Genomic DNA, 24,962 nt, shown 5'->3' with positions numbered 1-24,962 from the left:
TTCACGCCTGCGCGACCGTTTTCAGATAATCCAGAAGCTGCCGCGCCGCCTTCGGCAGGGCGTGGCCGGCGCGCGTCGCAATCGCCAACTGCCGGTCTGCCCACGGATCGCTGATCCGCACCGCCTTGATCTTCATGGCCTGCGCGCAACGCCGCGCGGCGATCTCGGGAATGATCGCAACACCCGCGCCCGCCTCCACCAGCCGCCCGATCGCGTCGAACGTCTTGATCCGCGCGCGCATGTTGAGCCGCCGTCCGAGCCGCGCCGCATGGGCGGCGAGATGATCCTGCAGCGCGGAGCCTTCCGAGAGGCCGACAAAAGGGCGATCCGCGATCCCGGCAAACCCGATCTGCCGCCGCCGCGCCAGTTCGTCGGTGCGCGCGCAGATCAGCACCAGCCGGTCGCCGCAGAAGCGGAAATGATCGAGTCCTTCGCCCATCGCGCTTTCGACGGCGACGCCGATATCGCCGATGCCCGAGGCCAGCGCCAACGCGATATCCGCGCTCTTGCGCTCCTCGACATCGATGCTGATCGCGGGATGCTTCGCCAGAAACGGCGCAAGCGTTCGCGGCAGATGCTCGCTGGCCGCCGAGGTGTTGGCGAGGACGTGGATATGGCCCCTGACGCCGCCGGTATAGGACGCGGCCTCGCTGCGCATCTCGGCCACCTGATGCAGCACCAGCCGCGCATGATCGAGCAGCTTTTCTCCGGCCGGCGTCAGCTTCACGCCGAGCCGCTGCCGCTCCAGCAGGGTGACGCCAAGCGCCTCCTCCAGATGCCTGATCCGCGCGCTGGCGGAGGCGAGCGCGAGGCCTGCGCGGCTCGCGGCGCGGGTGATATTGCCCGCCTCGGCCACCGCGACGAACAGATTGAGGTCGATGAGATCGAACGGCCGCACCGGCACCAGCTTTTCCACCAGCCTTCGGCCTATCCGAAGGCTTTCTCCGTAACCTCCAGATTGTGCGGAGCCGCCGTCCCGGTCAATGTGCGCGCCATGCTTGACCCGATTCTCTTCGCCATCGCTTTCGTCTTCATGCTTGCCGGATTCGTGAAAGGCGTGATCGGCATGGCGTTGCCGACCATCGTCATCGGCCTGCTCGCGACCAGCATGCCGCCGGCCCACGCGATCGCCATCGTCATCGTTCCGGCGATCCTGACCAACATCTGGCAAACCTTCAGCGGCCCCTATCTGAAGGACATCGTCAGGAGGCTGTGGCCGCTCCTGCTCTGCACCTGCCTCGGCGTCTGGTCGGGCATGGGTTTCTTGTCCGGCCCCTATGCGCCTTACGGCACCATCCTGCTCGGCATCCTGCTCGTGGTGTATTCCATCGTCGCCCTGGCGCGCGCCCAGTTCTATCTGCCGAAGGGGAAAGAGACGTGGATCGGCGCGGTCTGCGGCTACGTCTCGGGACTGATCGCCGCCGCGACCGGCGTGCAGGCGATCCCGACCATGCCCTACCTGCAGGCGCTCGGCATGGAACGCGACGAGTTCATTCAGGCGCTCGGCGTGTTCTTCACCACCTCGACCACCGCGATGCTGTTCAACCTGTCGCACGCGGGCTTTCTCACGCGCGACGTGGCCCTGCCGTCAGCCCTCGGCCTCGCGACGGCGCTGATCGGCATGTATCTCGGCCAAACGCTGCGGCGGCGATTGCCGCCCGAAACCTTCCGGCGCTGGTTCCTGTATTCGATGATTACCCTTGGCGCCTATCTGGCGATCAACAAGATCGTGCAGTTGCACCTGCTGTAGATCGGCTGGCGTATCCTAGAACAGCGGCGTGCCGGGAACGAAGGCGTCGAACGCGGCCCAGAACTGGGCGCGGTAGCGATCCTGCTCCTGCAGGATCTCGTGTTTCGCCCCCGCGATCACGAGATGCGATCCGGTTCGCAGGTGATAGGCGAACTCCTCGATCGCCGCCGTGGACACCACGGTGTCATGGCTCGCCGCAATCAGCAGCAACGGCTGGCGAATGCGCGAGGGATAGGTCGTCGCGCGGAAGCCGAGGATGGTGCGGAACGCGGCATCGGTCCACCCGACCGTCGGCGAGGCGATGCCGAGCGTCGGGTCTTCCTCCAGAATGGAAGCATTGCGCGCATAGCGCACCGGATCGCTCGTCACCGGATTCTCCGCGAACGGCCCGGTGCCGACCAGCTTGCTGCTGCCGCCCGGAATGTAGTTTCCGCCCATCCCGGCAAACCGCATGGTGCGGATCAAAGTGCGGATCGGCCAGCCAGTCGTGCGGCCCGGCAGGTCGATCATCGGCGCGGTCATCACGATACGGTCGAACCAGCGCGAACCGCCATGCAGCACCCGCAACAGCACCGCGCCGCCCATCGAATGCGCCAGCGCGAAATAAGGCGGCGGGCAGTCCGGCATCACCACCTGCTGCACGAAAGCGGCGACGTCGGCCTCATAATCCCTGAAGCTGCGGACATAGCCCTTGCGGTAGTCGCTCAACTGCCGCGCCGAATGGCCTTGGCCCCGCCAGTCGATCATCGCAACCGCAAAGCCCCGCGCGCGCAGATCGCGCACCGTCTCGAAATATTTCTCGATGCACTCGCCGCGCCCGGTGAAGACACAGACCGTGCCCTTGCGCCCGGCGGGCGGCGCCCATCGCGCGAAACGCAACTCCACGCCGTCGCGGGCCTTGATGGTGCCGGAAACGACATCGTCCGGCACCGGATTGGCAGGAATGGAAAGCAGCGTCATGAAGGGAAAACCAGACGGGATGGCACGAATGTTAACGGGTCGGAACGCGCCGGAAAACTCGCCGCAGCCCCTCTTGAACACGTTTTCTGCTTCACCCATATCAGTTTCGTGCAGGCCAGTTAAGGCTGCACGCAGAACGAAAACCCGGCCAATCCGGCGGGTTGTCTGCTCTTTGGAAAAAGAGCCGCGCGTTGTGCTTGCGAGACAAACCTTCCGGCCGACAGCCGGAATCCCTCTCGTGTCATACGCGCCGGTCGCTCAATGGAGGACTAACATGCGTACTTTCGATCTCACCCCCTTCTATCGTTCCACCGTCGGCTTCGACCGGCTGTTCTCGCTGCTCGATCAGGCCGCGGGTGATGGCGGCAACGGCTATCCGCCCTACAACATCGAACGGACCGGCGAGAACGACTTCCGGATTACGGTCGCCGTCTCCGGCTTCTCGCAAAATGACATCTCCATCGTCGCGAAGGAGAACACGCTGACGATCAAGGGCGAGAAGGTCGCGAACGAGAACAGCCAGAACGAAGTGCTGTATCGCGGCATCGCCTCGCGCGCATTCGAGCGCAGCTTCCAGCTTGCCGATTTCGTGCAGGTGAAGAACGCCTCGCTCGAGAACGGCCTGCTTCACGTCGATCTCGTTCGCGAGATTCCGGAAGCCGCCAAACCGCGCCAGATTCCGATCAGCAACGGTCCGGCGCCGAAGCCCGTCACGACGGACGGCAAACAGGCGGCCTGATCGCCCGTCACGACGACATACTTCTCCCGCAACTGCGCCCCGGCATCCGCCGGGGCGTTTTTCATGTGTTGAGGATCGCGACGTCGAACCCCTTTATGCGGTCCGGGTCGGCGACGGCCTGAATGCCGGCAATGCGGTCGCCCACGATGCGAAGCTCCAGCACGAGGCGGAGCCGGCCGCCGAACACCACCGCAATCGCCATTGCACCATCGACCACCGCAGGCTGCGCCGCCTGCGCGCGCCCCTTGAAGGTGTTGGCCACCGCCTCGGCACCGCGCAATTCGACCGCGCCGCCCATTTTCGCCGCCACCGCATCCGACCTGAACACGACCTCCGGATCGAGCACCGACAACAGCGCTTCGAAGTCGCCATTCTTGGAGGCCGCAAGAAATGCATCGACGATTACGCGCTGACGGCTGAGATCGGCCTCGGGCGTCTCGACCTCGGGTTTTGCCGAAGCGCCTTGCACGCGGCGGCGAGCGCGGCTCGCCAGTTGCCGCGCGGCGGCAGGCTGACGCCCGACAATCGGCGCGATGTCCTCGAACGGCACAGCGAACATGTCATGCAGCACGAAGGCCAGACGCTCGGCCGGTGACAGCGTATCGAGCACGATCAGCAGTGCAGCCCCGATGGAATCCGCAATTTCCTGTTCGCCGTTTTCATTATCGGCGGGTTCCGGAACATGCGGCCCCAGCTGCTCCTCGCGCCGCGACTTGCGCGCGCGCAGCATGTCGAGACAGATCCGCGCCACCACGGTCGTCAGCCAGCCGCCAAGATTTTTGATCTCATTGGTGTCGGCGCGGCCGAGCCGCAGCCACGCTTCCTGAACCGCGTCCTCCGCCTCGCTGCGCGAGCCCAGCATCCGGTAAGCGACGGCCCGCAAATGCGCGCGGTTGGCCTCGAACCTCTCCGCCAGAAAATTTTGTTCGCTCATCGGTCACATCTCCGCAGCCTGCTTCGTCACCTGCCTGACGAACCGATCCAGCCGAATGTGACATCGGCGGGAACCACAGCGTCAAAAAGTCAGAAGGAGATTTCCGATGCAAGCACGTATGAACAACCCGGCCTTGCTCAATCCCGACGCCATGAAGGCGCTCGGCGCCCTCAATGAAGCGGCGAAGAAAGGCAATATCCCCGTGACATTCCATGAACTGCTGTGCCTGCGCGCCAGCCAGATCAACGGATGCAGCGTCTGTATCGACGGCCATTGGCGGATCGCGAAGAAAGCCGGCGAAACCGATGAGCGGCTCTTTGCCGTCGCGGCCTGGCGCGACACGCCCTACTTCACGGCCGCCGAACGCGCAGCCCTCGCCCTCACCGAGGCCATGACGCGGCTCAGCGACAGGGCCGATCCCGTTCCCGACAAAATCTGGGACGAACTGATACGCCATTACAACGAGACCGATATCGCCTCTCTGCTGCTGACGATCGCCAGCATCAATGTCTGGAATCGCCTCAACATCGCGACCAGGCAGCAGGCGGGCTTCTGGAAGCCTTGAAACAAAAAAGGCGGCCGGTCATCGGCCGCCCTTTTTGATGTCTCAATCCATCGGCTGTACCGGCGGCATCGGCCCGGTCGGCTTCAGCTCGATCGTGTCCGCATCCGGCGCAGGCTTGGCCTCAACCTTTGTCTCGGGCTTAGGCGTATCCTTGGGGGCCGAGCCGGACGTTCCGGACAATTGAGCCGTTTGTGCAGCAGACGATGGTGCCGACGGCTTGGCTGGCGCAATCGCAGTCGTCGTCGGATTGGGCTTCGGAGCCGTCTTCGCGATCGCCTTCGCCGCGCGCTTGAGCGGCGCCGCGTGATGCGCCGAAGCAGCCGGCACGCCATGGCTTGCCGTGCGCGACGGATAATCCCGGCGCGGCGGCGGATTGCCATAAGGCTGCGCGAACCGCGCGGGCGGCGGACCCGGCGGCCCATACATGCGGTCGAGTTCGTCGCGCAGCCGCGAATCCATCCGCATGGCCGGGACGAAGCGGATCGGCTCCCCGGTGCGCGCATCGACGATCAGGCGCCCGTCGTCGCCGTTCTGGTTCAGCACCGCGACGGTGTAGACCCAGCCGCGCCGGAACACCGGGCCGAGTTGGGAAAAGCCCTGCTGGCGCAGGATTCCCGGAATTTCATCCGGAGCGAGAATAACGGTGTCGTCTCCCATCGGCACCGGCTCCGGCGGCCCGACATACGCGCCACGGTCATATGCACCGTCATCGCTTCTAAGGACGTCGGCGACCTGAATAATCTTGGCCTGCACAATCTGAATGACCTGAGCGCGCGCAGGCACGGTGGCGATGCCCGCCGCCATGACCGTTCCCACGCAAATCGAAGCAAACAGCTTCATCGACCGCCTCCCTGTCATCCACAGCCCCGAACTTCGACAGTTTCGGGACCTATCTTGCCGGGGATTCCGGCGAGGAATGGGCCGGGCTTGGGCCGGAACGAGATTCTTTGCGGCCAAAGATCTCGGGGAAAACAAGGCAATCTCTCACGTTGTGAGTCATGCATCCCGGCAGGGACTCCGATGTGCTTGTGTGATAGAAAAAAGTTTGGCAATCTCGGAGGTAGGACAGTAATACTGTCCCATATTTTGCCGGGATTTCAGGCAGGATGACGGGTCCGATTCCGGCTCCTGCCCGAAAAGACCGCTCGCTCGCGCCGGACAGGTGCCCGCGAGCCTGCACTTTTGACACGAGCTCGTCCCATTGGTGGGCGGTTCTCGGCCCAGGACTTCGGTCCATGGGAGTCCGAGCAAACCGCCAACGCCGTGGGTGCGGCTGGACGACGAGTAAAGAAGGCCCTTGAGAGGGTTCGAGGCACAAGATGAGCAAGTTCGAGCGCGACGCAGGCGGTGCCCAAGCACCAGGGATGGTTCAGGTTGGCGATGGCCGGCCTGAACGGACACAACATGGCGCCAGCGCTCACGCCGTCGAACATGCTCGCGAGCATACTTGGCGTCCGCCGGCCGAGGGTCTGTACGACCCCTCCCTTGAAAAGGACTCCTGCGGCGTCGGCTTCATTGCCAACATCAAGGGCAAGAAGTCCCACCAGATCGTCACCGACGCGATCAGCATCCTGTGCAATCTCGAACACCGTGGCGCCGTCGGCGCCGACCCGCGCGCCGGCGACGGCGCGGGCATCCTGGTTCAGATCCCGCACGATTTCTTCGTTCGCAAGACCAAGGAACTTGGCTTCTCCCTGCCGAAGCCCGGCGATTACGCCGTCGGCGCGCTGTTCATGCCGCGCGACGATTCCTGGCGCACCGTCATCCAGAGCATCATCGCCGATCAGGTGGCCGCCGAGGGCATGAAGCTGCTCGGCTGGCGCGACGTGCCGAGCGACAATTCCTCGCTCGGCGTCACCGTGAAGCCGACCGAACCCGCGCACATGCAGGTCTTCATCGGCCGCGGCACCCTCACCGGCAGCGAGGAAGAATTCGAGCGCAAGCTCTACATCCTGCGCAAGTCGATTTCGAACGCGATCTATCAGCGCCGCGAACGCGGCCTCTCCGGCTACTACCCGGTGTCGATCTCGACGCGCACCATCGTCTACAAGGGCATGTTCCTCGCCGACCAACTCGGCAAGTACTATCCCGACCTGCACGAGAGCGACTTCATCAGCGCGCTCGCACTGGTGCATCAGCGCTTCTCGACCAACACGTTCCCGGCCTGGTCGCTCGCGCACCCATACCGCATGATCGCCCACAACGGCGAAATCAACACGCTGCGCGGCAACGTCAACTGGATGGCCGCGCGTCAGGCCTCGGTGAAGTCCGACCTGTTCGGCAAGGATATCGAGCGGCTGTGGCCGATCTCCTACGAAGGCCAGTCCGACACCGCCTGCTTCGACAACGCGCTCGAATTCCTGGTGCAGGGCGGCTACTCGATGGCGCATGCCATGATGATGCTGGTGCCCGAAGCATGGGCCGGCAATCCGCTGATGGATGAGGAGCGCCGCGCCTTCTACGAATATCACGCCGCGCTGATGGAGCCGTGGGACGGCCCCGCCGCGCTCGCCTTTACCGACGGCCGCCAGATCGGCGCGACGCTCGACCGCAACGGCCTGCGTCCGGCGCGCTATCTCGTCACCAAGGACGACCGCATCCTGATGGCGTCCGAAATGGGCGTACTGCCGATTCCCGAAGACCAGATCGTCACCAAGTGGCGGCTGCAGCCGGGCAAGATGCTGCTGGTCGATCTCGAACAGGGCCGTCTCATCCCCGACGACGAGATCAAGGCGCAACTCGCGGCGAGCCATCCTTATCGTGCGTGGCTCGACAACACCCAGATCGTGCTCGAAGAATTGCAGGCGCCCGCCGCCAAGAGCGCGCAGAAGTCGAACCTGTCGCTGCTCGATCGCCAGCAGGCATTCGGCTACACGCAGGAAGACCTCGCGGTGCTGATGACGCCGATGGCGACCTTGGGCGAGGAAGCGATCGGCGCGATGGGCACCGATACGCCGCTGTCGGCGCTGTCCGACAAGCCGAAGCCGCTGTTCACCTATTTCAAGCAGAACTTCGCGCAGGTGACGAACCCGCCGATCGATCCGATCCGCGAGGAAGCGGTGATGAGCCTCGTCTCCATCATCGGTCCGCGCCCGAACCTGTTCGATCTCGAAGGCATGTCGAAGAACAAGCGCCTCGAAGTGCGCCAGCCTATCCTCACCAATGAGGACCTCGAGAAGATCTGCTCGATCTCCGAGATCGCGGAATCGCAGTTCAAGTCGCGTACGCTCGACACCACCTTCCATGCGGGGCTCGGCGCCGCCGGAATGGAGCAGGTGCTCGATGAGCTTTGCGCGCGCGCCGAAGCCGCCGTGCGCGAAGGCCACAACATCATCATCCTGTCCGACCGCGCCACCGGCAGCGACCGGATCCCGATTCCCTCGCTGCTCGCCTGCGCCGCCGTGCATCACCACTTGATCCGCACCGGCCTGCGCACCTCGGTCGGCCTCGTCGTGCAATCGGGCGAGCCGCGCGAAGTGCATCACTTCGCCTGTCTCGCGGGCTACGGCGCCGAAGCCATCAACCCCTACCTCGCGTTCGAGAGCATCGTCGCGATGCGGGACCAGTTGCCCGGCACGCCGGACGGCAAGGAAGCGGTCAAGCGTTACATCAAGGCGATCGGCAAGGGCCTTTTGAAGGTCATGTCGAAGATGGGCATCTCGACTTATCAGTCCTATTGCGGCGCGCAGATTTTCGACGCCATCGGCCTGAAGACCGACTTCATCGCGAAATACTTCACCGGCACCCACTCCCGCATCGAGGGCGTAGGCCTCGCCGAGATCGCCGAGGAAACCGTGCGCCGCCACACCATGGCGTTCGGCGATGACCAGATCTACAAGAGCTTCCTCGATTTCGGCGGCGAATACGCGCTGCGCACCCGCGGCGAGGACCATGCATGGACCGCGGACTCGGTCGCCACGCTGCAACATGCGGTGCGCGGCAATTCGCAGGACCGCTATCGCGCCTTCGCCAAGCAGATCAACGAGCAGGCCGAGAAGCTGCTGACGCTGCGCGGCCTGTTCCGCCTCAAGACCGCCGAGGACGACAAGCGCAAGCCTGTGCCGCTCGACGAGGTCGAGCCCGCCAAGGATATCGTCAAGCGTTTCGCCACCGGCGCGATGTCGTACGGCTCGATTTCCCGCGAGGCGCACACCACGCTCGCGATCGCGATGAACCGGATCGGCGGCAAGTCGAACACCGGCGAAGGCGGCGAGGAATCCGACCGCTTCAAGCCGATGCCGAACGGCGATTCGATGCGCTCGGCGATCAAGCAGGTCGCCTCCGGCCGCTTCGGCGTGACGACGGAATACCTCGTCAACTCCGACATGATGCAGATCAAGATGGCGCAGGGCGCAAAGCCCGGCGAAGGCGGCCAGTTGCCCGGCCACAAGGTCGACGCCACGATTGCCAAGGTGCGCCACTCGACGCCGGGCGTCGGCCTGATTTCGCCGCCGCCGCACCACGACATCTATTCGATCGAAGATCTCGCGCAGCTCATCTACGACCTGAAGAACGTCAACCCCGAAGGTCAGGTGTCGGTGAAGCTCGTCTCCGAGATCGGCGTCGGCACGGTCGCCGCAGGCGTCGCCAAGGCGCGCGCCGACCACGTCACCATTTCGGGCTTCGAGGGCGGCACCGGCGCGTCGCCGCTGACCTCGATCAAGCACGCGGGCTCGCCGTGGGAAGTCGGCATCGCCGAAACCCACCAGACGCTGGTGCGCGAACGGCTGCGCTCGCGCATCGCCGTGCAGGTCGACGGCGGTTTCCGCACCGGCCGCGACGTCGTGATCGGCGCGCTGCTCGGAGCTGACGAATTCGGCTTCGCCACCGCGCCGCTGATCGCGGCGGGCTGCATCATGATGCGCAAGTGCCACCTCAACACCTGCCCGGTCGGCGTTGCGACGCAGGACCCGGTACTGCGCAAGCGTTTCACCGGCCAGCCCGAGCACGTCATCAACTTCTTCTTCTTCGTCGCCGAAGAAGTGCGCGAGATCATGGCGGGCCTCGGCTACCGCACCTTCAACGAGATGGTGGGCCAGAGCCAGATGCTCGACCAGACCCGCCTCGTCGCGCACTGGAAGGCCAAGGGCCTCGACTTCTCCAAGCTGTTCTACAAGCAGAAGGAAGAAAAGGGTCAGGTCATCTATCACAACGAGCCGCAGAACCATCACCTCGAAGAGGTGCTGGACCGCAAGCTCATCAAGGAAGCGCAGGCAGCCCTCGACCGTGGCGCGCCAGTGAAGATCGAGACCGAAATCCACAATACCGACCGCAGCGCGGGCGCGATGCTCGCGGGCGCGCTCGCCAAGCGTTACGGCCACGCCGGCCTGCCGCACGACACCGTGCATGTGCACCTCAAGGGCACCGCCGGTCAGGCGTTCGGCGCGTGGCTCTGCAACGGCATCACCTTCGACCTCGAAGGCGAAGGCAACGACTATGTCGGCAAGGGCCTGTCGGGCGGCCGCCTCATCGTGCGCCCGCCGCAGAACTCCGCCATCGTGCCGGAAGAGTCGATCATCGTCGGCAACACGGTGCTGTACGGCGCGATTCAGGGCGAGGCTTACCTGCGCGGCATCGCCGGCGAGCGTTTCGCCGTGCGTAACTCCGGTGCGATCGCGGTGATCGAGGGCGTGGGCGACCATGGCTGCGAATACATGACCGGCGGCATCGTCGTCGTGCTGGGCAAGACCGGCCGCAACTTCGCGGCGGGCATGTCCGGCGGCGTCGCCTATGTGCTCGACGAGGACAACACCTTCGCCAAGCGCTGCAACATGGCGATGGTCGAGCTCGAGCCGGTGCTCTCCGAGGAGATGATCGCCGAGAGCGAGTACCACATGCACGAGGATCTCGAAGCGCACGGTCGCGTCGATGTGTTCGAGGACCTTCTCGCCGACGACATCAAGCGCCTGCGCGTGCTGATCGAGCGTCACGCCAAGTATGCCGGATCGAAGCGCGCCGCCGAGATTCTGGCGAACTGGAAGAAGTACCTGCCGATGTTCCGCAAGGTGATGCCGGTCGAGTACCGCCGCGCCCTGCGCGAGATCAAGGCAAAGAGGGAAGCCGAGCGCCCCATCGCGATCGGTGCATAGGGTTCAACGCGTCATTCCGAGCGGCCGCACGGCGGCCGATCCGGAATCTCGCAAACGTAGGATCAAGATTCCGGGTCTGCGCCGTTGGCACATCCCGGAATGACTGAATGGATCGGGGCGTTAGGTTACTATGGGTAAGATCACGGGGTTTCTCGAATTCGATCGTCACGACCGCAGCTATCAGCCGGTCGCGGAGCGTGTGAAGAATTTCAACGAGTTCGTCGTTCCGCTGTCGGAGAAAGAGCTGCGCGATCAGGCCGCGCGGTGCATGAACTGCGGCGTGCCGTTTTGCCATGGCACCGGTTCGGTCGCACCCGGCACGCCCGGCTGCCCGGTCAACAACCAGATCCCGGACTGGAACGATCTCGTCTACAGGGGCAACTGGCAGGAAGCCTCGCGCAACCTGCACTCGACTAACAACTTCCCCGAATTCACCGGCCGCATCTGCCCCGCGCCCTGCGAGGCCTCCTGCACGCTGAACATCATCGACAGCCCGGTCACCATCAAGAGCATCGAGCACGCCATCGTCGAGCGCGCGTGGGAAAACGGCTGGCTGCCGCCGGAAATCGCCGCCGAGAAGACCGGCAAGAAGATCGCCGTCGTCGGCTCGGGTCCCGCGGGCCTCGCCTGCGCGCAGCAGCTCGCGCGCGTCGGCCATGAGGTGCATGTCTTCGAGAAGCACGCCAAGGCCGGTGGCCTGCTCCGCTACGGCATTCCCGACTTCAAGATGGAGAAGTGGACCATCGACCGCCGCATCAAGCAGATGGAAGCGGAAGGCGTCGTGTTTCACTACGGCAAGGCGGTCGGCGGCACTTCGCCCGGCGCGATCGACCCGAAGGAACTGCTCAAGACCTATGACGCCATCGCGCTGACCGGCGGCGCCGAAGCCCCGCGCGACCTGCCGGTGCCCGGCCGCGAACTCGCCGGCATCCATTACGCGATGGATTTCCTGCCGCAGCAGAACCGCCGCGTCGGCAAGGAATCGCTCGACGGCGTGAGCGAGATTCTGGCCACCGGCAAGCATGTCATCGTGATCGGCGGTGGCGACACCGGTTCGGACTGCATCGGCACCTCGGTGCGTCAGGGCGCGAAGTCCGTGACGCAGCTTGAAATCCTCCCCGAGCCGCCCGCGCGCGAGAACAAGCCGCTGGTCTGGCCTTACTGGCCGTTGAAGCTGCGCATCTCGTCGAGCCAGGCGGAAGGCGCTGTGCGCGACTACGCCGTGATGACGCAGAAGTTCTCCGGCGAGAACGGCAAGGTGGCGAAGCTGCACGGCATCCATGTCGACGCCAAATTCCAGCCGGTGCCCGGCACCGAATTCGAACTCCCTGCTGACCTCGTTCTGCTGGCGATGGGTTTCGTGCATCCGGTGCACGAGGGGCTGCTGAAGTCGCTCGGCGTCGACCTTGATCAGCGAGGCAATGTCCACGCCGCGACCAGCGACTACAAGACCTCGGTCGCGAAAGTATTCGCCTCGGGCGACATGCGCCGCGGCCAGTCGCTCGTGGTGTGGGCGATCCGCGAAGGCCGCCAGTGCGCCGCCTCGATCGACCAGCATTTGATGGGATCGACCACGCTGCCGCGTTAAGCCCCAATCCATACTCACAACAAAAACCCCGCCGTGCGAACACGGCGGGGTTTTTGCTTGCGCCGACTTACTCAACGACGCGGATGATCCGGCGGGTGCGCGGATCGACGATCACACGCTGGTCGTTGACCACGGCATAACGGTACTCGCGATAACGCGGCACCTCATGCAGCACCACCGTCTCCGGCAGCGGCTCGCCCACGGCGACACGCTCATGCACCACGACCGACGGCACGCGCTCGCCGCGCACCGAGCTGATCACGGCATCCGGAATCGCGGCAGCCGTGCCGACCGCGGCACCAACCGTACCACCCACGATCGCGCCCGGCGCGCCGAGAACCGCACCGCCCGCCTCCGCGCCGCCGCGCGCACTGTCGCGAACGACGTTCTGCGCGTGGGCCAAAGCAGGCGCCAGAACCAGGGCCGCGACTGCAATCGTTGTCTTCATCTTCATGACCTGTCTCCCTTGATCGATTGACGCATGTTAACCGGCAAGGCGAGCGGGCGTTCCGGAAATGACGGTCCCGATTCCGGGGCCAAAATGTGAGAAACATGCCGGGAACAAGGCGCAAGTTGAAACACGGCTTGTCCCGCAAGGCGCTGTCGTTCGCGCGAGCAAGTTCCGCGACGAGCGATATATTTTTTAGCGGAAGAAAAAGAATCCGGAGCTTGCCGCCGAAGGCGCGATCGTGCGCGGCCGCTGCTGCTGCGGACGGCTGGGATCGAAGAAGCCGTTGTTCGATGTGGCTTGCGGCGCCCGCTTCTTCGGCTTCGGCGCGGCTGGCTTCTCGCCATCGAGCGTGGCGACACTGCCTGCCGGCGTCGGAGGCGCTTCGAGCTTGCCGATTTCGTGGCGCGGCCAACTGAAATCATCGGCGCGTCCCGCAGGCGGCGAGAGCGGCTCGCCCTTCACCAGCGTGCGCGCAGCCAGCGCATCGACCGCCGCAGGCCGGGAGCCCACGCCGCCGAGCAACTGATCCGCGCTGACGGACGATGCCACCAGCGGCACCACCGGCCCCGCCATCGGACGCGGACCGGCCACGCCCGGCTTGACGTTGACGCTGTTGTCCGGCGCTTCGCTCGGCAGCGACAGCGGCGAGGAGCGTGCGGCCAGCACGCGACGGATCTCGCGTTCGGTGTAATGGGCGAGCTTGCGCGCACCCGCCTTGGTGAAGAACACGCCGTCATAGGAACGCAGGCGGCGGATCTGGCCCTCGAAGTCCGGGCCCTGCTGCAAATAGCGGCCCGCGTCATCGACGAAGCCGTCCCACACATCGACATAGGTGATGCCGGCCTTGCCGGCGGCGTCACGATACAGCGCATCGAGGAACAGCATGTCGGATGTCGATTTGGTGCCGCGCACGGCGGGCAGGCCGACCCACAACACCGGCACGCCCTTGGCTTTCAGGATACCGATCAATTCCTCGATCTTGCGGTTGTAGAGTTCGACCCAGCGCGGATCGCGGAAATTGGCGATGCCGTTGGCAGCGGGCGCGGTCCTCTCCGGGGGCGCTGCGTCTTCCTCGTCATCGGAGCTGGCCGTATCGGGCGGCGCGGCTTCAGCCTCGCCGGGCTTGCTCGCGTCGGCCTTGTTGGCGTCAGGTTTGCCGTCCTTCTCCTTCGCGCCCTTCTTGCCCTTCTTCTTATCCTTGTCGGTCTTCTCGACCTTCTCGTGGATCGGAATTCGGTCGTGCAGGCCGAGCATCACCACGATCACGTCGGGATGCTCGCTGGCGAGAATCTCCTTCGCGGCGGCCGCCCAGTCCGACGGCTCGCCCTTGGGCTGGTAGCGGATCAGACCGGAGACCGTCTTGGCCTTGCGGATGACGCCAAGCTCCGGCGTCTCGGCCAGCGCGTCCTCGAGGCCGTAGGCCAGCCAGTCGGCCATCGCATCGCCGATCACCAGCACGTTCTGCTCGGCCACGGTGTCGCGCTTCTCGGGCGCGGGCGGATGCGAATAGTCCACGCGCGGCTGTTGCGGCTGCGGCGCGGGCGCCCGGTCGCCGAAGAAGCCATCGCGGAAGGACGGGAAGAACCCGCCGCCGCCCCGCGGCACTTCGCGCGGAGGCACCGGCCTGCTGCGCCCGAAGCCGAAATCGAACAGTTGCGCCGAGGCAGGCGCGACCATGGCGAACGCCAGCACGCCCGCGACCGCGAACGCCGCAAGCCCCGCGCTTTCGCGCCGGATATATCGCCACCAATGTCGCATCGCGCCTTTCAGCCGGCTCCGTCGGGAACGCCTTTATACTAGCTGAATCCGGCCCGAAAAGGGGCGTTTGGGGCGTTATTTACCTCAGCGGGTCCGCAGCCGGTCGAGCGCGTCGGAGGAGGCAAAGCCGTCCGCGGGCGCGCCGATCGAGGCCTGATACGAGCGCAATGCCTTGCGGGTCGCGCTGCCGAGCTGGCCATCCGGTTCGCCCTGATAGAAGCCGCGCCGCGCCAGCAATTGCTGCAGTTCAAGCCGCTCGGCGCGGCTCAGCACCCGCTCGGAACGCGGCCAGGACTGCACAAACGGCCCGCCACCGCGCAGCCGGTCGGCGAAATGACCGATGGCGAGCGCGTAGGATTCCGCCGGGTTGTAACGCAGGATGGCGCGGAAGTTTTGCAGCATCAGGAAGCCCGGTCCCTGCGCGCCCGCAGGCATCAAGAGGAACGCGTGATCGCCCGGGCGCGGGAACGCCTGCCCGTTGGCGCGGCGCACGCCGAGCCGCTCCCATTGCGCGAGCGAAAGCATCTTGGAGCGGTCGGCCATCATGTAGTCGAAGCCCTGCGGCACCGCGACCTCGTAGCCCCAGCCCTGCCCCGCCTGCCAGCCGTCGGTCTTGAGCTTGTTGGCGGTGGAGGCGATCAGGTCGGCGACATCCTTGACCGCATCGCGCCGCCCGTCGCCGTCGAAATCGACCGCGAAGCGCTTGTAGACCGTCGGCATGAACTGCGTCGGCCCGAACGCGCCGGCCCATGAGCCGACCATCTCGTCCGGCGTGAGATCGCCGCGACTGAGAATTTCCAGCGCGGCCAGAAACTCGCCGCGGAAATAATTCTGGCGGCGGCCGATGCAGGCGAGCGTCGCGGTGGAATTCAGCACGCTGCGGTCGCCGCCCTGCGTCGAGTAGTTCGACTCCACGCCCCAGATGGAGGCGATGATGTAGCGGTCCACGCCATAGGCGCGCTCCACCGCATCGAACTGCGGCTTGTACTGCGCAAGGATCTCGCGGCCGCGCGCGATGCGCGCATCCGTCACCAGCACGTCGAGATAATCCCACACCGCCTTGGTGAATTCGGGCTGCGAATCCATGAAGTCCATGATCTTCAGATCAGGCTCGAGATTGGCGGTGAAACGCTGGAAATTCGCCTGCGTGACGCCACGGCGCGCGGCCTCGGGTCCCATCGACGCGACGCAGGATTTGAAATTGGCGGCAGCGGCGCGGATCGCGGATGCGGTCATCTCGGGCGAACCGGAGGCGCCGTCCTCTCCGCTCCATTCCTTGGTCGAGGCGCGGCGCATCGGCGGCGCGGATTGCGGGATCGAACCGGTGAGTTCGGCGCGGGGCCCCGGCGAGCCGTCCGGGATGCAGGCAGACAAAGGCAGAGCGAGCGCGCCCAACGCCAGACCACCCGCCAAACCGCGCTTCATTGTCACCGGCAATGCCATGAAATTCCTTCCCGTCCCGTCAAGGCTATCAGGCCCCGAGACGGTTTCCACACCCTTAACATAGGGCCATTTTCATGATGTTTCAGGGGCGCCTGCGCCATTAACCCGCATGCGCGAAAGCCGATCCACTTTAAGCACTTGCCCATTTGCTGCCTTTGTTATCGGCTGCAAACAGGATAGTGAGGCGGTGACGTTGTTCCGGGCGCGAGCCCTCGCGCCTGCCGCCTTTTCATCGTGTCCCATCAGTGAGCCCGAAGAACCACATGAAAATTCGTAAAGCCGTATTTCCCGTCGCCGGTCTTGGAACCCGCTTTCTTCCCGCCACCAAGGCGATGCCGAAGGAAATGCTGACCGTGGTGGACCGCCCGCTGATCCAGCATGTGGTGGACGAGGCGCTGGAAGCCGGCATCGAACACCTCGTGTTCGTCACGGGCCGCAACAAGGGCGTGATCGAGGATCACTTCGACCGCCCCTACGAACTCGAAGACACGCTGGAAGAGCGCCAGAAGAAGAAGGAACTGGCGATCCTCGAGCGCGACCAGCCGGAAGCCGGCACCACCTCGTTCACGCGTCAGCAGCAGCCGCTCGGCCTTGGCCATGCGGTGTGGTGCGCGCGCGAGATCGTCGGCAACGAGCCGTTCGCGGTTCTGCTGCCGGACGTGCTGGTGAAGAACAAGCCGAGCGGCCTGAAGCAGATGATCGACGCCGCCAACGCGGCGGGCGCGGAGAAGGCCAACATCATCGCGGTGGAAGAGGTGCCGATGGAGCACGTCCACATGTACGGCGTGGTCGGCGTAGGCCCAAGCAAGGGCGACCTGTTTGAACTCAACGGCATGGTCGAGAAGCCGAAGAAGGAAGTCGCGCCCTCGAACCTCTCGATCACCGGGCGCTACATCCTGCAGCCGGAAATCTTCAACATCCTGGAGACGCAGGAGCGAGGCGCGGGCGGCGAAATCCAGTTGACCGACGCGATGCTCGCGCTCGCGGCCAAGCAGCCATTCTACGGCTTCAAGTTCAAAGGCAAGAGCTACGATTGCGGCTCGAAGTCAGGATTTTTGGCCGCCAACATCGCCTACGCGATGGACCGCGAAGACCTGCGCGGCGATCTGCTGAATGAGATGAAGAAGTATGTGTGATAAGATATAATGCTGGGAGTCCTAAATTAACCAGCATTTGCCACCATAGCCGTCGATGGAGGCACCATGGCTGAAACGTCAATCGAATGGACCGACGCTACCTGGAATCCGGTAGCTGGTTGTACGGTACTCACTGCAGGGTGCACGAACTGCTATGCCATGCGAATGGCAGCGCGCCTCGAAGCAATGGGAACGGATAAATATCGCGGCCTCACGCGCAAGAGCGGCGGCAGAGCGAAATGGACCGGAAAAATTACGCTCGACCACAAAGCACTCTCTATTCCAGCAACATGGTCGAAGCCACGCCGCGTCTTCGTAAACTCCATGTCGGATTTATTCCACCCAGACGTACCTGCCGATTTTATTGGAGAAGTCTGGAAAGTGATGGCCAATACGCCACGACACACATATCAAATTCTCACCAAGCGTCCTGATCGCATGGCGCAGGTTGTTCCTAACCTAGAAAGGCTGGCAAACGTCTGGCTCGGGACAAGCGTTGAGGACAATCGCGTGCTTCACCGCATCGATGAACTGCGAAAAATCCCGGCCTTTGTGCGTTTTATATCGTTCGAACCGCTGATCGGCTCAGTTGCCGATGCCGATTTGGCGGATATTCACTGGGCGATAGTCGGCGGCGAGAGTGGGCCGAACGCGCGCAATATGGAACCTGTCTGGGTTGAAGAAATAGAATCGCTATGCCGCCATGCCGGGACAGCATTTTTCTTTAAGCAGTGGGGCGGGAAAAACAAGAAAGCGACTGGGCGAACTCTACATGGTCGCACTTACGACGAAATGCCAAACGCCACGGCTTAATCAAATAGCGAGCCTTGTCCGGTTTTGTTTACGGCCGTTTTCCAAAATTTGTGTGCTAGGTCGTTCTTTGCGATCAATGTGAGCCAGTAAAGGTGCTGTCCTTGCTCACCAGTGATCAACTCCATAACGGCAGACGCCGAGATACCTAATTCCTCAACCCTAGTTCGCCAATAATCAAAAACGAGCCGCCGGACAGTTGAGTGGTTTTGGGAAGTGTCTATGGCTTCTCGCCACCCAGGCGCAAATCTGTCGAAGTCATCCTGTTGGGCGCGAATATTCATTTTCGCGTTGCGCTGCAGATCCATTTTGCTGACATGGACAAGGATGTCGATGTATTTAAGTCCCGCAAATGACTTTAAGATGTCAAAATCGAAAGCGCCCAAACTGTATGGATCCACAAAGCAAAAATGAAGCCCGCGCGGGCTTAGGTAAGATCGGATGCTGCGCGCTGCGGTGATTGCATCACCATCGATTTCTATGACAGGAGCGCCTTCTTTCCTAAGGCGTTCTGCAGCCAAGCGTCTGCGTTGGGGATCGAGGTCAGCAATATAGACTTGCGAGAATGGCGTCGACTTCTGACTTTCCTTCCACGCCGCAACACACGAGCCATCAATAAACTCACCCGTACTGCGAACTTTTGAACGGCCCGTTCCACAGAATAAATCAATATAGGTTGCGCCGCCTTTTGTTGGACCAATCCACTTCGATCTAACTCCACGTGAAATGTCTAAATATCTGCAAAGTGACGACAGCTTGTCCTTTGCCCAGATACCAACTTCTTCAACTTCCCAACCATCGTCCCCATCAACCAAATCGCCCATGCTTTACTAGCCCCAGCATCGACTCCAATGTTGAGTAATGGAACATTTGGCTACGCTTGACAATTTATCGATCTAGGTTTATATTCCTACAGCTTCATTCGTGAGGGGCGCTGTCCGGAGGCGTTCTTGAGAGCGGAGTGAAGCGCGGCGCCCGCGCGGCTCGTGACGCACACGGCCACCCGGGAGGCTGAGGTTGACCCGCCCGCTCCCACTAAGGGGAGATGCCGCTTGCGGCGTGGGGCGGAACGGAGGACGCGGCGCGAAAGCGCCGACGATGCGCCGCTTTGGCTTTATCGCCAATCTCCGCATCCCGTTCCAAGCCTGCGCGGATCCTCGGCCTTAAGGAGAACGCCGCAGCGGATGGCATTCGGCGGTTCGCCGCCCGATGCATGTCCGCGCGTTGCGGGCGGAGCGTCGGCGCTGGCCCGCGACGTTGGTGGAGCGCCGCAAGGCGGTGCGCGCTTCGAGACCATGGCCCTCGCAAGGCCATGCGGAGCGCGACGACAACGATGTTGCGCCTTGCGGCGCTCCATCTCCCCTCGCCTTTCTTAAGACGCGAACGAGGACCGCCTCGCGCGCGTGTCAAGCGCGAGGGACTTTGCGACACTCACGCGCTTTCGCGCGGTGAGAGAATTCCGCGTGGCTGTTTGAAAACTGAATCGGAATCGAGGGCGCTGGGTCCCCGCCTTCGCGGGGACGACGGGTGACGCCCGCCATCAACTGCCGTTCCGGCTGCCGAGCTGCGGGATGAACATGTCGGACCATTTTTCCGGCGCGGTCTTGATAATGCCGGCGGCCTGCATGAAATCGGCGAAGTTCTTCACCTTGTCCGGCGTGGTCGTGAACCGCGTGTCCGGATCGCCGAGGATGGTCATCACATCCTCCTTGGACACTTTGGTCTTGGAGGAGCGGACGAAGATATCCGCCGCTTCCTCGCGGTGATCGTGAATGAAGGCGTCGGCCTCGTCCAGCGCCGCCAGCATCGCCCCGGTGATCTTCGGGTTGGCGTCGACGAATTTCTTCGGCGCGTACACGACATCGAGGGTAATGTTGCCGATGTAATCCACCGAGCTCGCGACCTTGTGCACCTTCGGGTCCTTGAGCTCGAGGTAGGAGAACGGCGGCGAGGTGAAATGCGCGCTCACCTCCGAGCGGCCGGAGGTCAGCGCAATCAGGCCATCGGGGTGCGGCAGGCCGACGGTGAGGTGATCGAGCCTGGCGTAATTCTCGAAGCCGAATTGTTTCGCCGCCATCATCTGCAGCACCACCGCCGACAGCGATGTCTTGATGCCCGGCAGCGCGATCTTGTCGCCGCTCTTGAAGTCGGCAAGACCCTTGATCTGCGGGTTGTTGGAGTTCAGATACAGCGAGGTCGCGCTCAGGGCGCTGATGCCGATCACCGCGGACTTCGGAATGGCTCTGGCCTTCGACCACAACGCGACGAACGCGGGCGCGCCGGTACCGGCGAAGTCGAGCGAGCCGGCCATCATCGCATCGTTGATGTTATTGCCGCCGTCGAGCACCCGCCATTTCACCGTCACCTTGCCGAGGCCCGCCTTCTCCGCCTGCTTTTCAAGGAGCTTCCGGTCTTCCATCACGATCAGCGGCAGATACAGGATGCCGTAGCCCTTCGAGATCGCGACCTCCGAGACTTCGGCGCGCGCGGGCGACGCGATCCATGCCGAGGCGAAGGCGACGGCCAGCGCGGTCATGAGGGAACGGCACCAGACAAAGCTCATCGGAAATCCTCCCGCTTATCGCACCGCCGCCATGATCGCGCGCGCGAGCACCCGGCCGGTGCAGTCATAGGCGTCGCCCGACATGTGCAGCCCGTCGAACGCCGACAGGCTGACGATGGAGACGCCCGCCTCCACCGTTTTATGCAGCATATCGAAACGCGGCAGATATGCCACCTGCTGGTCGCGCGCGACGGCTGCGATCGCTTCCTGCATCTTGGCGTAGTCCGTGGTGAGAATGACCGGCGTGTATTGCTGGTCCATCAGGATGACGTCGGCGCCGTGAGCGCGCAGCATCGCGACACCCGCGGCGATCTTGTGCTCGAGGCTGTCGGCCCCCTCGCCCCAGGTGAAATCATTGCCGCCCATCTGCCAGATCACAAGGTCCGGCTGATACGCGAACACGTCGCGCGGAAAACGCGCGATGTTGCCGGGAATGGTATCGCCGTTGCGTCCGGAATTGACGATCTCGATCTGCATCGTGGGATCGAGCCGCAGCAACTCGCTGCGCATCACGCCGGGATAGGTTTTTTCCTTGCGTATCATCCACAATCCCACGGTGGACGACGAGCCGATGGCGACAATCCTCAATGGCCGGCGTGCCTTGAGAGCTTCGGCGGTGTGCGGCAACGGCGCGCCGAGCGAAAGCCCCTCGTTCACGGCGAGGCAAGTTTCCGCAGGCGACAGGTCGCGGGCATCGCTCGCGACCGGCCATGCGGCCAGCGCGAGCGCAACACAGCACTGGAGGAGTCTCGGGAATCGGACAGCAGCACCCATCCGGGGAGTGTAGCAGCGGACGCCAGGCCAGTCAGGCGGCTTCCGTCACCAGATCTTCGTTTATCGCCACGCAGCGATTCCGGCCCTGCTCCTTGGCCTGATACAGCGCCTTGTCGGCTGCCGCGATCAGGGCCTTCGGCGAACCGGCCATGTCCGGGATCAGGCAGGCAACGCCGATCGACACCGTTGTCGCCCATTTATCCGCCGACAGATGCGCGACACGGTCACGTACTTCCTCGGCGAGCTTGAGCGCACCGGCAAGATCGGTATTCGGCAGCAGCAGCGCGAACTCCTCGCCGCCGTAGCGCGCGGCGCAATCCGAGGGGCGTTTCGCGGATTCGACAATGCACGCCGCGATCCGCGCCAGCAGTTGATCTCCCGCCTGGTGGCCGAACAGATCGTTGAACGCCTTGAAATGATCGGCGTCGATCATCAGCAGCGACAAGGGCAGTTTCTGCCAGCCGCGCCGCCACTCGTCGAGAATCCGCTCGTCGAACCTGCGGCGGTTATCGATACCGGTCAGCGCGTCGGTGGTCGCAAGCTGCGACAGCCGCTTCTCGGCTGCCGCACGCCGCGAAATCTCGCGGGTGAGAAACAGCGTCGCGCCGATGGTGAAGATCGACAGCATCAGCATCAGGCCGCCGATGATCAGCGTCTGCCGCCACCATGTCCCGTAAATGCTGTCCAGCGATTTTCCGACAACCACCACCAGCGGCCGTTCGCTGTTCTGCCAGACATACAGCCGCTCGATGAAATCGACACCGCTGCGAGTCTTCTCGAAACCGCGCGGCGCTTCGAGAATGCGGCGGACACCTTCCTTGGCGCCGAGATTCTTGCCGATCACGGCAAGATCGAATGGCCGGCGCATCATCACCACGCCGTCATGGCGGAAGATGGTGACGCTGTCCTCGGGAGCGAATGTCAGCTTGCCGAACAGGTCATGGAAATAACTATAGCGCAGCGAGCCGACGACGACGCCGAGAAACTTCCCGTCGTAACCGGTGATGCGGCGGCTCAACACCACCGCGAACGCATCCCGGTAAACCGCGGGGTCGCCGATATAGAGGCCGACATTCGGATTGTCGCGATGAACCTTGAAGTATTCCTCGTTGGCGCGGTTTTCTGGCGCCGGGTGCAAGGCACTCGAGTCGAGCTTCAGATTGCCGTCGGCATCGTACACCCGGATCGGGCCGTAGTACTTTGCGGTCGCCGCGTGATCGAACAGGATCAGATGCAGGATCGGCAGGCCGATGCGCTGGGTATCAAGCTCCAGCATGTTGGTGACGACGTTGCGCAGCGACAGATCATAGATCTCGAGGTTGCGGCTGAGATCGGCGTCGATGGTCGCGGCCAGGTTCTCGGAGGACTGCCTGGCAAGCTCCTCCTTGCTGGTGCGGATGTCGAGCAGCACGCTGGCGCAGATCGTCATGAACGCCAGCGTGGCAAGCACGGACACGATCGTCAGAGCGCGTGGCGAGACCTGCCATAGCTTTGAGTCCGATCGATACATTACGCCCGCGCCTATCCCAGCGTTGAAAACCGGTGGTACGCTGCAAACTCTTGCCGGAATCCTTACGTGACTTACCGCCCTCGGAGGCGGTTAATACCGGGTTTCAGGATATCGGGTTTCGTTCAGAATTAAACTAGGAACCCGCAGCCGGGATCACTGAATGAGACGCTAGCGCTGCACCCGCACGCCCAGCATCACCACCGTCTCCGCCGAATTCACGCCCGGGGCATCGCTCTTCAGCCAGTCGCGCCGCACGGTGCCCTTGATCGCAAAGGTGCGGGTGAGCTTGTAGACCAGATCGGCTTCCGCGAAGTAGCGGCGGTCGAACCGCGTTCCCTCATAATCCGTGGTGCCATAGCCGAACTTGGCCGTGCCGATCAGCCAGCGGCGGAAGGCATGATCGACCTGAACGCTGTAGTCGCGCGCCAGCGAACCGGAGACGCCTTCCAAAGTTGTCTCGTTGATCGAAGAGGTGGCATCGAGCCTCACTGTGGTGAGACCCGTCGCTGTCCACACCAGCGAAGCGCTCGTGAGCAAGCCGGAGAGCTGCTTTAGCCGAGGATCCTGATAGTCGCGCCATGAATAACCGGCGGCGACCTCACCGGTGAGCAGCCGCGAGAACTCGAAGCTCGTTCCCGCCTTGACGTAAGCACCGTTGGAATCGCGCTGATAGCCGTTGCGGTCGAATTGCAGATCGTGCACGCGGGTATCGGCCTCGACCTCGGTGAACGGCTTCACGCCCGGCATCCAATCGTAGTTGAGCCGCGCCTGCGCACCATACTGATTGAAGTTGCGATCGTCGTTGCTCGACGATCTGCCGTCGGTCAGTTTGGAATACTGATACACGGTACGGTCGGCATTGCCGTTGACCTGAAGCTGCAGCCGATTGAAGTCCTGCTCGACACCGACCGTGCCGCCAAAATTGGCGTAAACCGGATATTTCGACAGGCCTACCTGAACGTCCGGCGAACCGGGATTATCGGTCGCAACCCGTAACCGCAGCGCGGACGTGATGCGGGTATCGCGAGTGACATCGATGCGGCCGGAGAGTTTTCCATTCACGTCAGGACGATCGAGATCCACCGGCGAACTGGTCTGATCGGGAAATCTGGTGCCGTAGCCGGTGAACGAACCGCGCAGATCGAGGTTGAGCGCGTGACGCGACCAGTCCGATGTCGCCTGCAACTCGGGGGCGACCCTGTAAATCGCCGAACCTCGCGGCTGCGAGAAACGGCCGGGATTGCTGTCGTAGCCGCCCGAGACTTCGACCGCTTCCTTCACCAGAAAGCCGCCGACATAATTGCCGACCTGCCCGAACGGATCGTCGTCGATTTTCAGGCGACGGCGTGGCGGCGCACCCTCGGCGGTGCCGGCGAATGAAGGCGACACCGGCGCTGTGACGCGCGGCGCCTGCAATGGCGGATTCGGCGGATTGCCGCGCCCGACGAATCTCGGTTTCGGCGTGCCCGGATAAGGCTTCGTCTTGCGCCTGCGGTTCAACGAGTCATAGCCGGTGTCCGCCGCGCCCGACGCGGGTGGATTGCCGTAAGCCCCGGGCACGCTCCCGGTCACCCCGCGGTCATTGACTGGACGCAGCGGTGAATCTTGCGCTGGCGCGAACCCGCCGATCGAGGGTGCCAGCATTGAGGATGTCAGCGCCTGCGCGAAACAGGGGCTGGACAGAAAGGTCGCTCCCAGCAGGGCGCACGCCAACACTCCGCACGAATGTCGTGCGGAGTGGTCTCGCCACTCCTTGGCCCCGAATTTCCTGGCCCCATGCCCAAAGGGCATCTTCAAACCTTCCCGGCAGAGCCGAAAACACAACAGTTACAATTGCTTGCAGCACAAAAGGCGCGGCGCTCCGGTGTGGAACGCCGTTAACAGAGTTAAAA

General features: G+C 63.5%; 19 protein-coding genes. 7 read left to right on the top strand and 12 right to left on the bottom strand.

The features are described from left to right. Position 1: 1 nt before the first annotated feature. Complete coding sequence (locus tag AC1RNA_RS06850) at positions 2-898, bottom strand: LysR family transcriptional regulator (RefSeq protein ID WP_040297975.1); 897 nt, start codon at positions 896-898, stop codon at positions 2-4. 96 nt (positions 899-994) lie between these two features. Here AC1RNA_RS06850 and AC1RNA_RS06845 point away from each other — a divergent pair, with 96 nt between their 5' ends. Further along, complete coding sequence (locus tag AC1RNA_RS06845) at positions 995-1,750, top strand: sulfite exporter TauE/SafE family protein (protein ID WP_492950575.1); 756 nt, start codon at positions 995-997, stop codon at positions 1,748-1,750. Positions 1,751-1,765: 15 nt separating this feature from the next. On the opposite strand, the gene AC1RNA_RS06840 is transcribed toward AC1RNA_RS06845, so the two are convergent. Further along, entirely contained in the window at positions 1,766-2,710 is a 945-nt protein-coding gene (locus tag AC1RNA_RS06840; protein WP_040297733.1) for an alpha/beta fold hydrolase, read from the bottom strand. Between the two features lie 274 nt (positions 2,711-2,984). Between AC1RNA_RS06840 and AC1RNA_RS06835 the strand changes: the two genes are divergently transcribed. Further along, positions 2,985-3,449: an Hsp20 family protein gene (locus AC1RNA_RS06835; RefSeq protein ID WP_009337419.1), complete on the top strand. Its 465-nt coding sequence runs from the start codon at positions 2,985-2,987 to the stop codon at positions 3,447-3,449. A 61-nt stretch (positions 3,450-3,510) separates the two neighbouring features. Here AC1RNA_RS06835 and AC1RNA_RS06830 read toward each other — a convergent pair whose 3' ends face one another. Beyond that, positions 3,511-4,383, bottom strand: coding sequence for a sigma-70 family RNA polymerase sigma factor (locus AC1RNA_RS06830; protein WP_009337420.1), 873 nt, complete (start codon positions 4,381-4,383; stop codon positions 3,511-3,513). A gap of 106 nt (positions 4,384-4,489) precedes the next feature. Between AC1RNA_RS06830 and AC1RNA_RS06825 the strand changes: the two genes are divergently transcribed. Then, on the top strand, positions 4,490-4,948 hold the full coding sequence (locus AC1RNA_RS06825; protein ID WP_492950574.1) for a carboxymuconolactone decarboxylase family protein: 459 nt from the start codon (positions 4,490-4,492) through the stop codon (positions 4,946-4,948). 42 nt (positions 4,949-4,990) lie between these two features. Here AC1RNA_RS06825 and AC1RNA_RS06820 read toward each other — a convergent pair whose 3' ends face one another. Beyond that, positions 4,991-5,788, bottom strand: a complete 798-nt coding sequence (locus AC1RNA_RS06820) for a hypothetical protein (RefSeq protein ID WP_492950573.1) — start codon at positions 5,786-5,788, stop codon at positions 4,991-4,993. A 479-nt stretch (positions 5,789-6,267) separates the two neighbouring features. On the opposite strand from AC1RNA_RS06820, the gene gltB reads away from it, so the two are divergent. Together gltB and AC1RNA_RS06810 are read left to right on the top strand one after the other, a co-directional pair. After that, on the top strand, positions 6,268-11,037 hold the full coding sequence (gene gltB / locus AC1RNA_RS06815; protein WP_492950572.1) for a glutamate synthase large subunit: 4,770 nt from the start codon (positions 6,268-6,270) through the stop codon (positions 11,035-11,037). Positions 11,038-11,167: 130 nt separating this feature from the next. After that, complete coding sequence (locus AC1RNA_RS06810) at positions 11,168-12,625, top strand: glutamate synthase subunit beta (RefSeq protein WP_492950571.1); 1,458 nt, start codon at positions 11,168-11,170, stop codon at positions 12,623-12,625. A gap of 67 nt (positions 12,626-12,692) precedes the next feature. Here the strand turns inward: AC1RNA_RS06810 and AC1RNA_RS06805 are convergent, their stop codons facing one another. The 3 genes from AC1RNA_RS06805 to AC1RNA_RS06795 all read right to left on the bottom strand — a co-directional run bounded on the left by AC1RNA_RS06805 (position 12,693) and on the right by AC1RNA_RS06795 (position 16,277). After that, a complete protein-coding gene (locus AC1RNA_RS06805) occupies positions 12,693-13,073 on the bottom strand; it encodes a DUF1236 domain-containing protein (protein ID WP_197083236.1) in 381 nt (126 codons plus the stop codon). Between the two features lie 195 nt (positions 13,074-13,268). After that, a complete protein-coding gene (locus tag AC1RNA_RS06800) occupies positions 13,269-14,834 on the bottom strand; it encodes an SGNH/GDSL hydrolase family protein (protein WP_492950570.1) in 1,566 nt (521 codons plus the stop codon). Between the two features lie 84 nt (positions 14,835-14,918). Next, on the bottom strand, positions 14,919-16,277 hold the full coding sequence (locus AC1RNA_RS06795) for a lytic murein transglycosylase (protein ID WP_492950569.1): 1,359 nt from the start codon (positions 16,275-16,277) through the stop codon (positions 14,919-14,921). A gap of 263 nt (positions 16,278-16,540) precedes the next feature. Between AC1RNA_RS06795 and galU the strand changes: the two genes are divergently transcribed. Together galU and AC1RNA_RS06785 are read left to right on the top strand one after the other, a co-directional pair. Continuing rightward, positions 16,541-17,413, top strand: coding sequence for a UTP--glucose-1-phosphate uridylyltransferase GalU (gene galU, locus AC1RNA_RS06790; RefSeq protein ID WP_492950568.1), 873 nt, complete (start codon positions 16,541-16,543; stop codon positions 17,411-17,413). Positions 17,414-17,479: 66 nt separating this feature from the next. Continuing rightward, positions 17,480-18,226 (top strand): DUF5131 family protein, encoded by a 747-nt coding sequence (locus tag AC1RNA_RS06785; RefSeq protein WP_492950567.1) that lies wholly within the window; start codon positions 17,480-17,482, stop codon positions 18,224-18,226. Here the strand turns inward: AC1RNA_RS06785 and AC1RNA_RS06780 are convergent. From AC1RNA_RS06780 to AC1RNA_RS06760, 5 genes are all read right to left on the bottom strand, one after another. Then, positions 18,223-19,047: a three-Cys-motif partner protein TcmP gene (locus tag AC1RNA_RS06780; protein ID WP_492950566.1), complete on the bottom strand. Its 825-nt coding sequence runs from the start codon at positions 19,045-19,047 to the stop codon at positions 18,223-18,225. The genes AC1RNA_RS06785 and AC1RNA_RS06780 overlap by 4 nt on opposite strands. Before the next feature lie 716 nt (positions 19,048-19,763). Then, positions 19,764-20,786 (bottom strand): ABC transporter substrate-binding protein, encoded by a 1,023-nt coding sequence (locus AC1RNA_RS06775; protein ID WP_492950565.1) that lies wholly within the window; start codon positions 20,784-20,786, stop codon positions 19,764-19,766. 15 nt (positions 20,787-20,801) lie between these two features. Continuing rightward, positions 20,802-21,560: an SGNH/GDSL hydrolase family protein gene (locus AC1RNA_RS06770; RefSeq protein WP_492950564.1), complete on the bottom strand. Its 759-nt coding sequence runs from the start codon at positions 21,558-21,560 to the stop codon at positions 20,802-20,804. 31 nt (positions 21,561-21,591) lie between these two features. Further along, entirely contained in the window at positions 21,592-23,070 is a 1,479-nt protein-coding gene (locus tag AC1RNA_RS06765; RefSeq protein ID WP_492950563.1) for a sensor domain-containing diguanylate cyclase, read from the bottom strand. A 168-nt stretch (positions 23,071-23,238) separates the two neighbouring features. Further along, on the bottom strand, positions 23,239-24,861 hold the full coding sequence (locus tag AC1RNA_RS06760) for an outer membrane beta-barrel protein (protein ID WP_492950562.1): 1,623 nt from the start codon (positions 24,859-24,861) through the stop codon (positions 23,239-23,241). Between the last annotated feature and the right edge of the window lie 101 nt (positions 24,862-24,962).

The sequence above is a fragment of the Afipia sp. GW821-FHT14H12 genome, from assembly GCF_058803465.1.
Note: the sequence above shows the minus strand (reverse complement) of the source record. Positions and strands in the feature narration are given on the sequence as shown.

Coding starts and splice junctions, on each gene's coding strand:
- AC1RNA_RS06765 (WP_492950563.1), bottom strand. CDS start 23,070: ATGTATCGATCGGACTCAAAGCTATGGCAGGTCTCGCCACGCGCTCTG.
- AC1RNA_RS06840 (WP_040297733.1), bottom strand. CDS start 2,710: ATGACGCTGCTTTCCATTCCTGCCAATCCGGTGCCGGACGATGTCGTT.
- gltB (WP_492950572.1), top strand. CDS start 6,268: ATGAGCAAGTTCGAGCGCGACGCAGGCGGTGCCCAAGCACCAGGGATG.
- AC1RNA_RS06810 (WP_492950571.1), top strand. CDS start 11,168: ATGGGTAAGATCACGGGGTTTCTCGAATTCGATCGTCACGACCGCAGC.
- AC1RNA_RS06785 (WP_492950567.1), top strand. CDS start 17,480: ATGGCTGAAACGTCAATCGAATGGACCGACGCTACCTGGAATCCGGTA.
- AC1RNA_RS06780 (WP_492950566.1), bottom strand. CDS start 19,047: ATGGGCGATTTGGTTGATGGGGACGATGGTTGGGAAGTTGAAGAAGTT.
- AC1RNA_RS06800 (WP_492950570.1), bottom strand. CDS start 14,834: ATGCGACATTGGTGGCGATATATCCGGCGCGAAAGCGCGGGGCTTGCG.
- AC1RNA_RS06795 (WP_492950569.1), bottom strand. CDS start 16,277: ATGGCATTGCCGGTGACAATGAAGCGCGGTTTGGCGGGTGGTCTGGCG.
- AC1RNA_RS06845 (WP_492950575.1), top strand. CDS start 995: ATGCTTGACCCGATTCTCTTCGCCATCGCTTTCGTCTTCATGCTTGCC.
- AC1RNA_RS06760 (WP_492950562.1), bottom strand. CDS start 24,861: ATGCCCTTTGGGCATGGGGCCAGGAAATTCGGGGCCAAGGAGTGGCGA.
- AC1RNA_RS06775 (WP_492950565.1), bottom strand. CDS start 20,786: ATGAGCTTTGTCTGGTGCCGTTCCCTCATGACCGCGCTGGCCGTCGCC.
- AC1RNA_RS06805 (WP_197083236.1), bottom strand. CDS start 13,073: ATGAAGACAACGATTGCAGTCGCGGCCCTGGTTCTGGCGCCTGCTTTG.
- galU (WP_492950568.1), top strand. CDS start 16,541: ATGAAAATTCGTAAAGCCGTATTTCCCGTCGCCGGTCTTGGAACCCGC.
- AC1RNA_RS06825 (WP_492950574.1), top strand. CDS start 4,490: ATGCAAGCACGTATGAACAACCCGGCCTTGCTCAATCCCGACGCCATG.
- AC1RNA_RS06830 (WP_009337420.1), bottom strand. CDS start 4,383: ATGAGCGAACAAAATTTTCTGGCGGAGAGGTTCGAGGCCAACCGCGCG.
- AC1RNA_RS06820 (WP_492950573.1), bottom strand. CDS start 5,788: ATGAAGCTGTTTGCTTCGATTTGCGTGGGAACGGTCATGGCGGCGGGC.
- AC1RNA_RS06835 (WP_009337419.1), top strand. CDS start 2,985: ATGCGTACTTTCGATCTCACCCCCTTCTATCGTTCCACCGTCGGCTTC.
- AC1RNA_RS06770 (WP_492950564.1), bottom strand. CDS start 21,560: ATGGGTGCTGCTGTCCGATTCCCGAGACTCCTCCAGTGCTGTGTTGCG.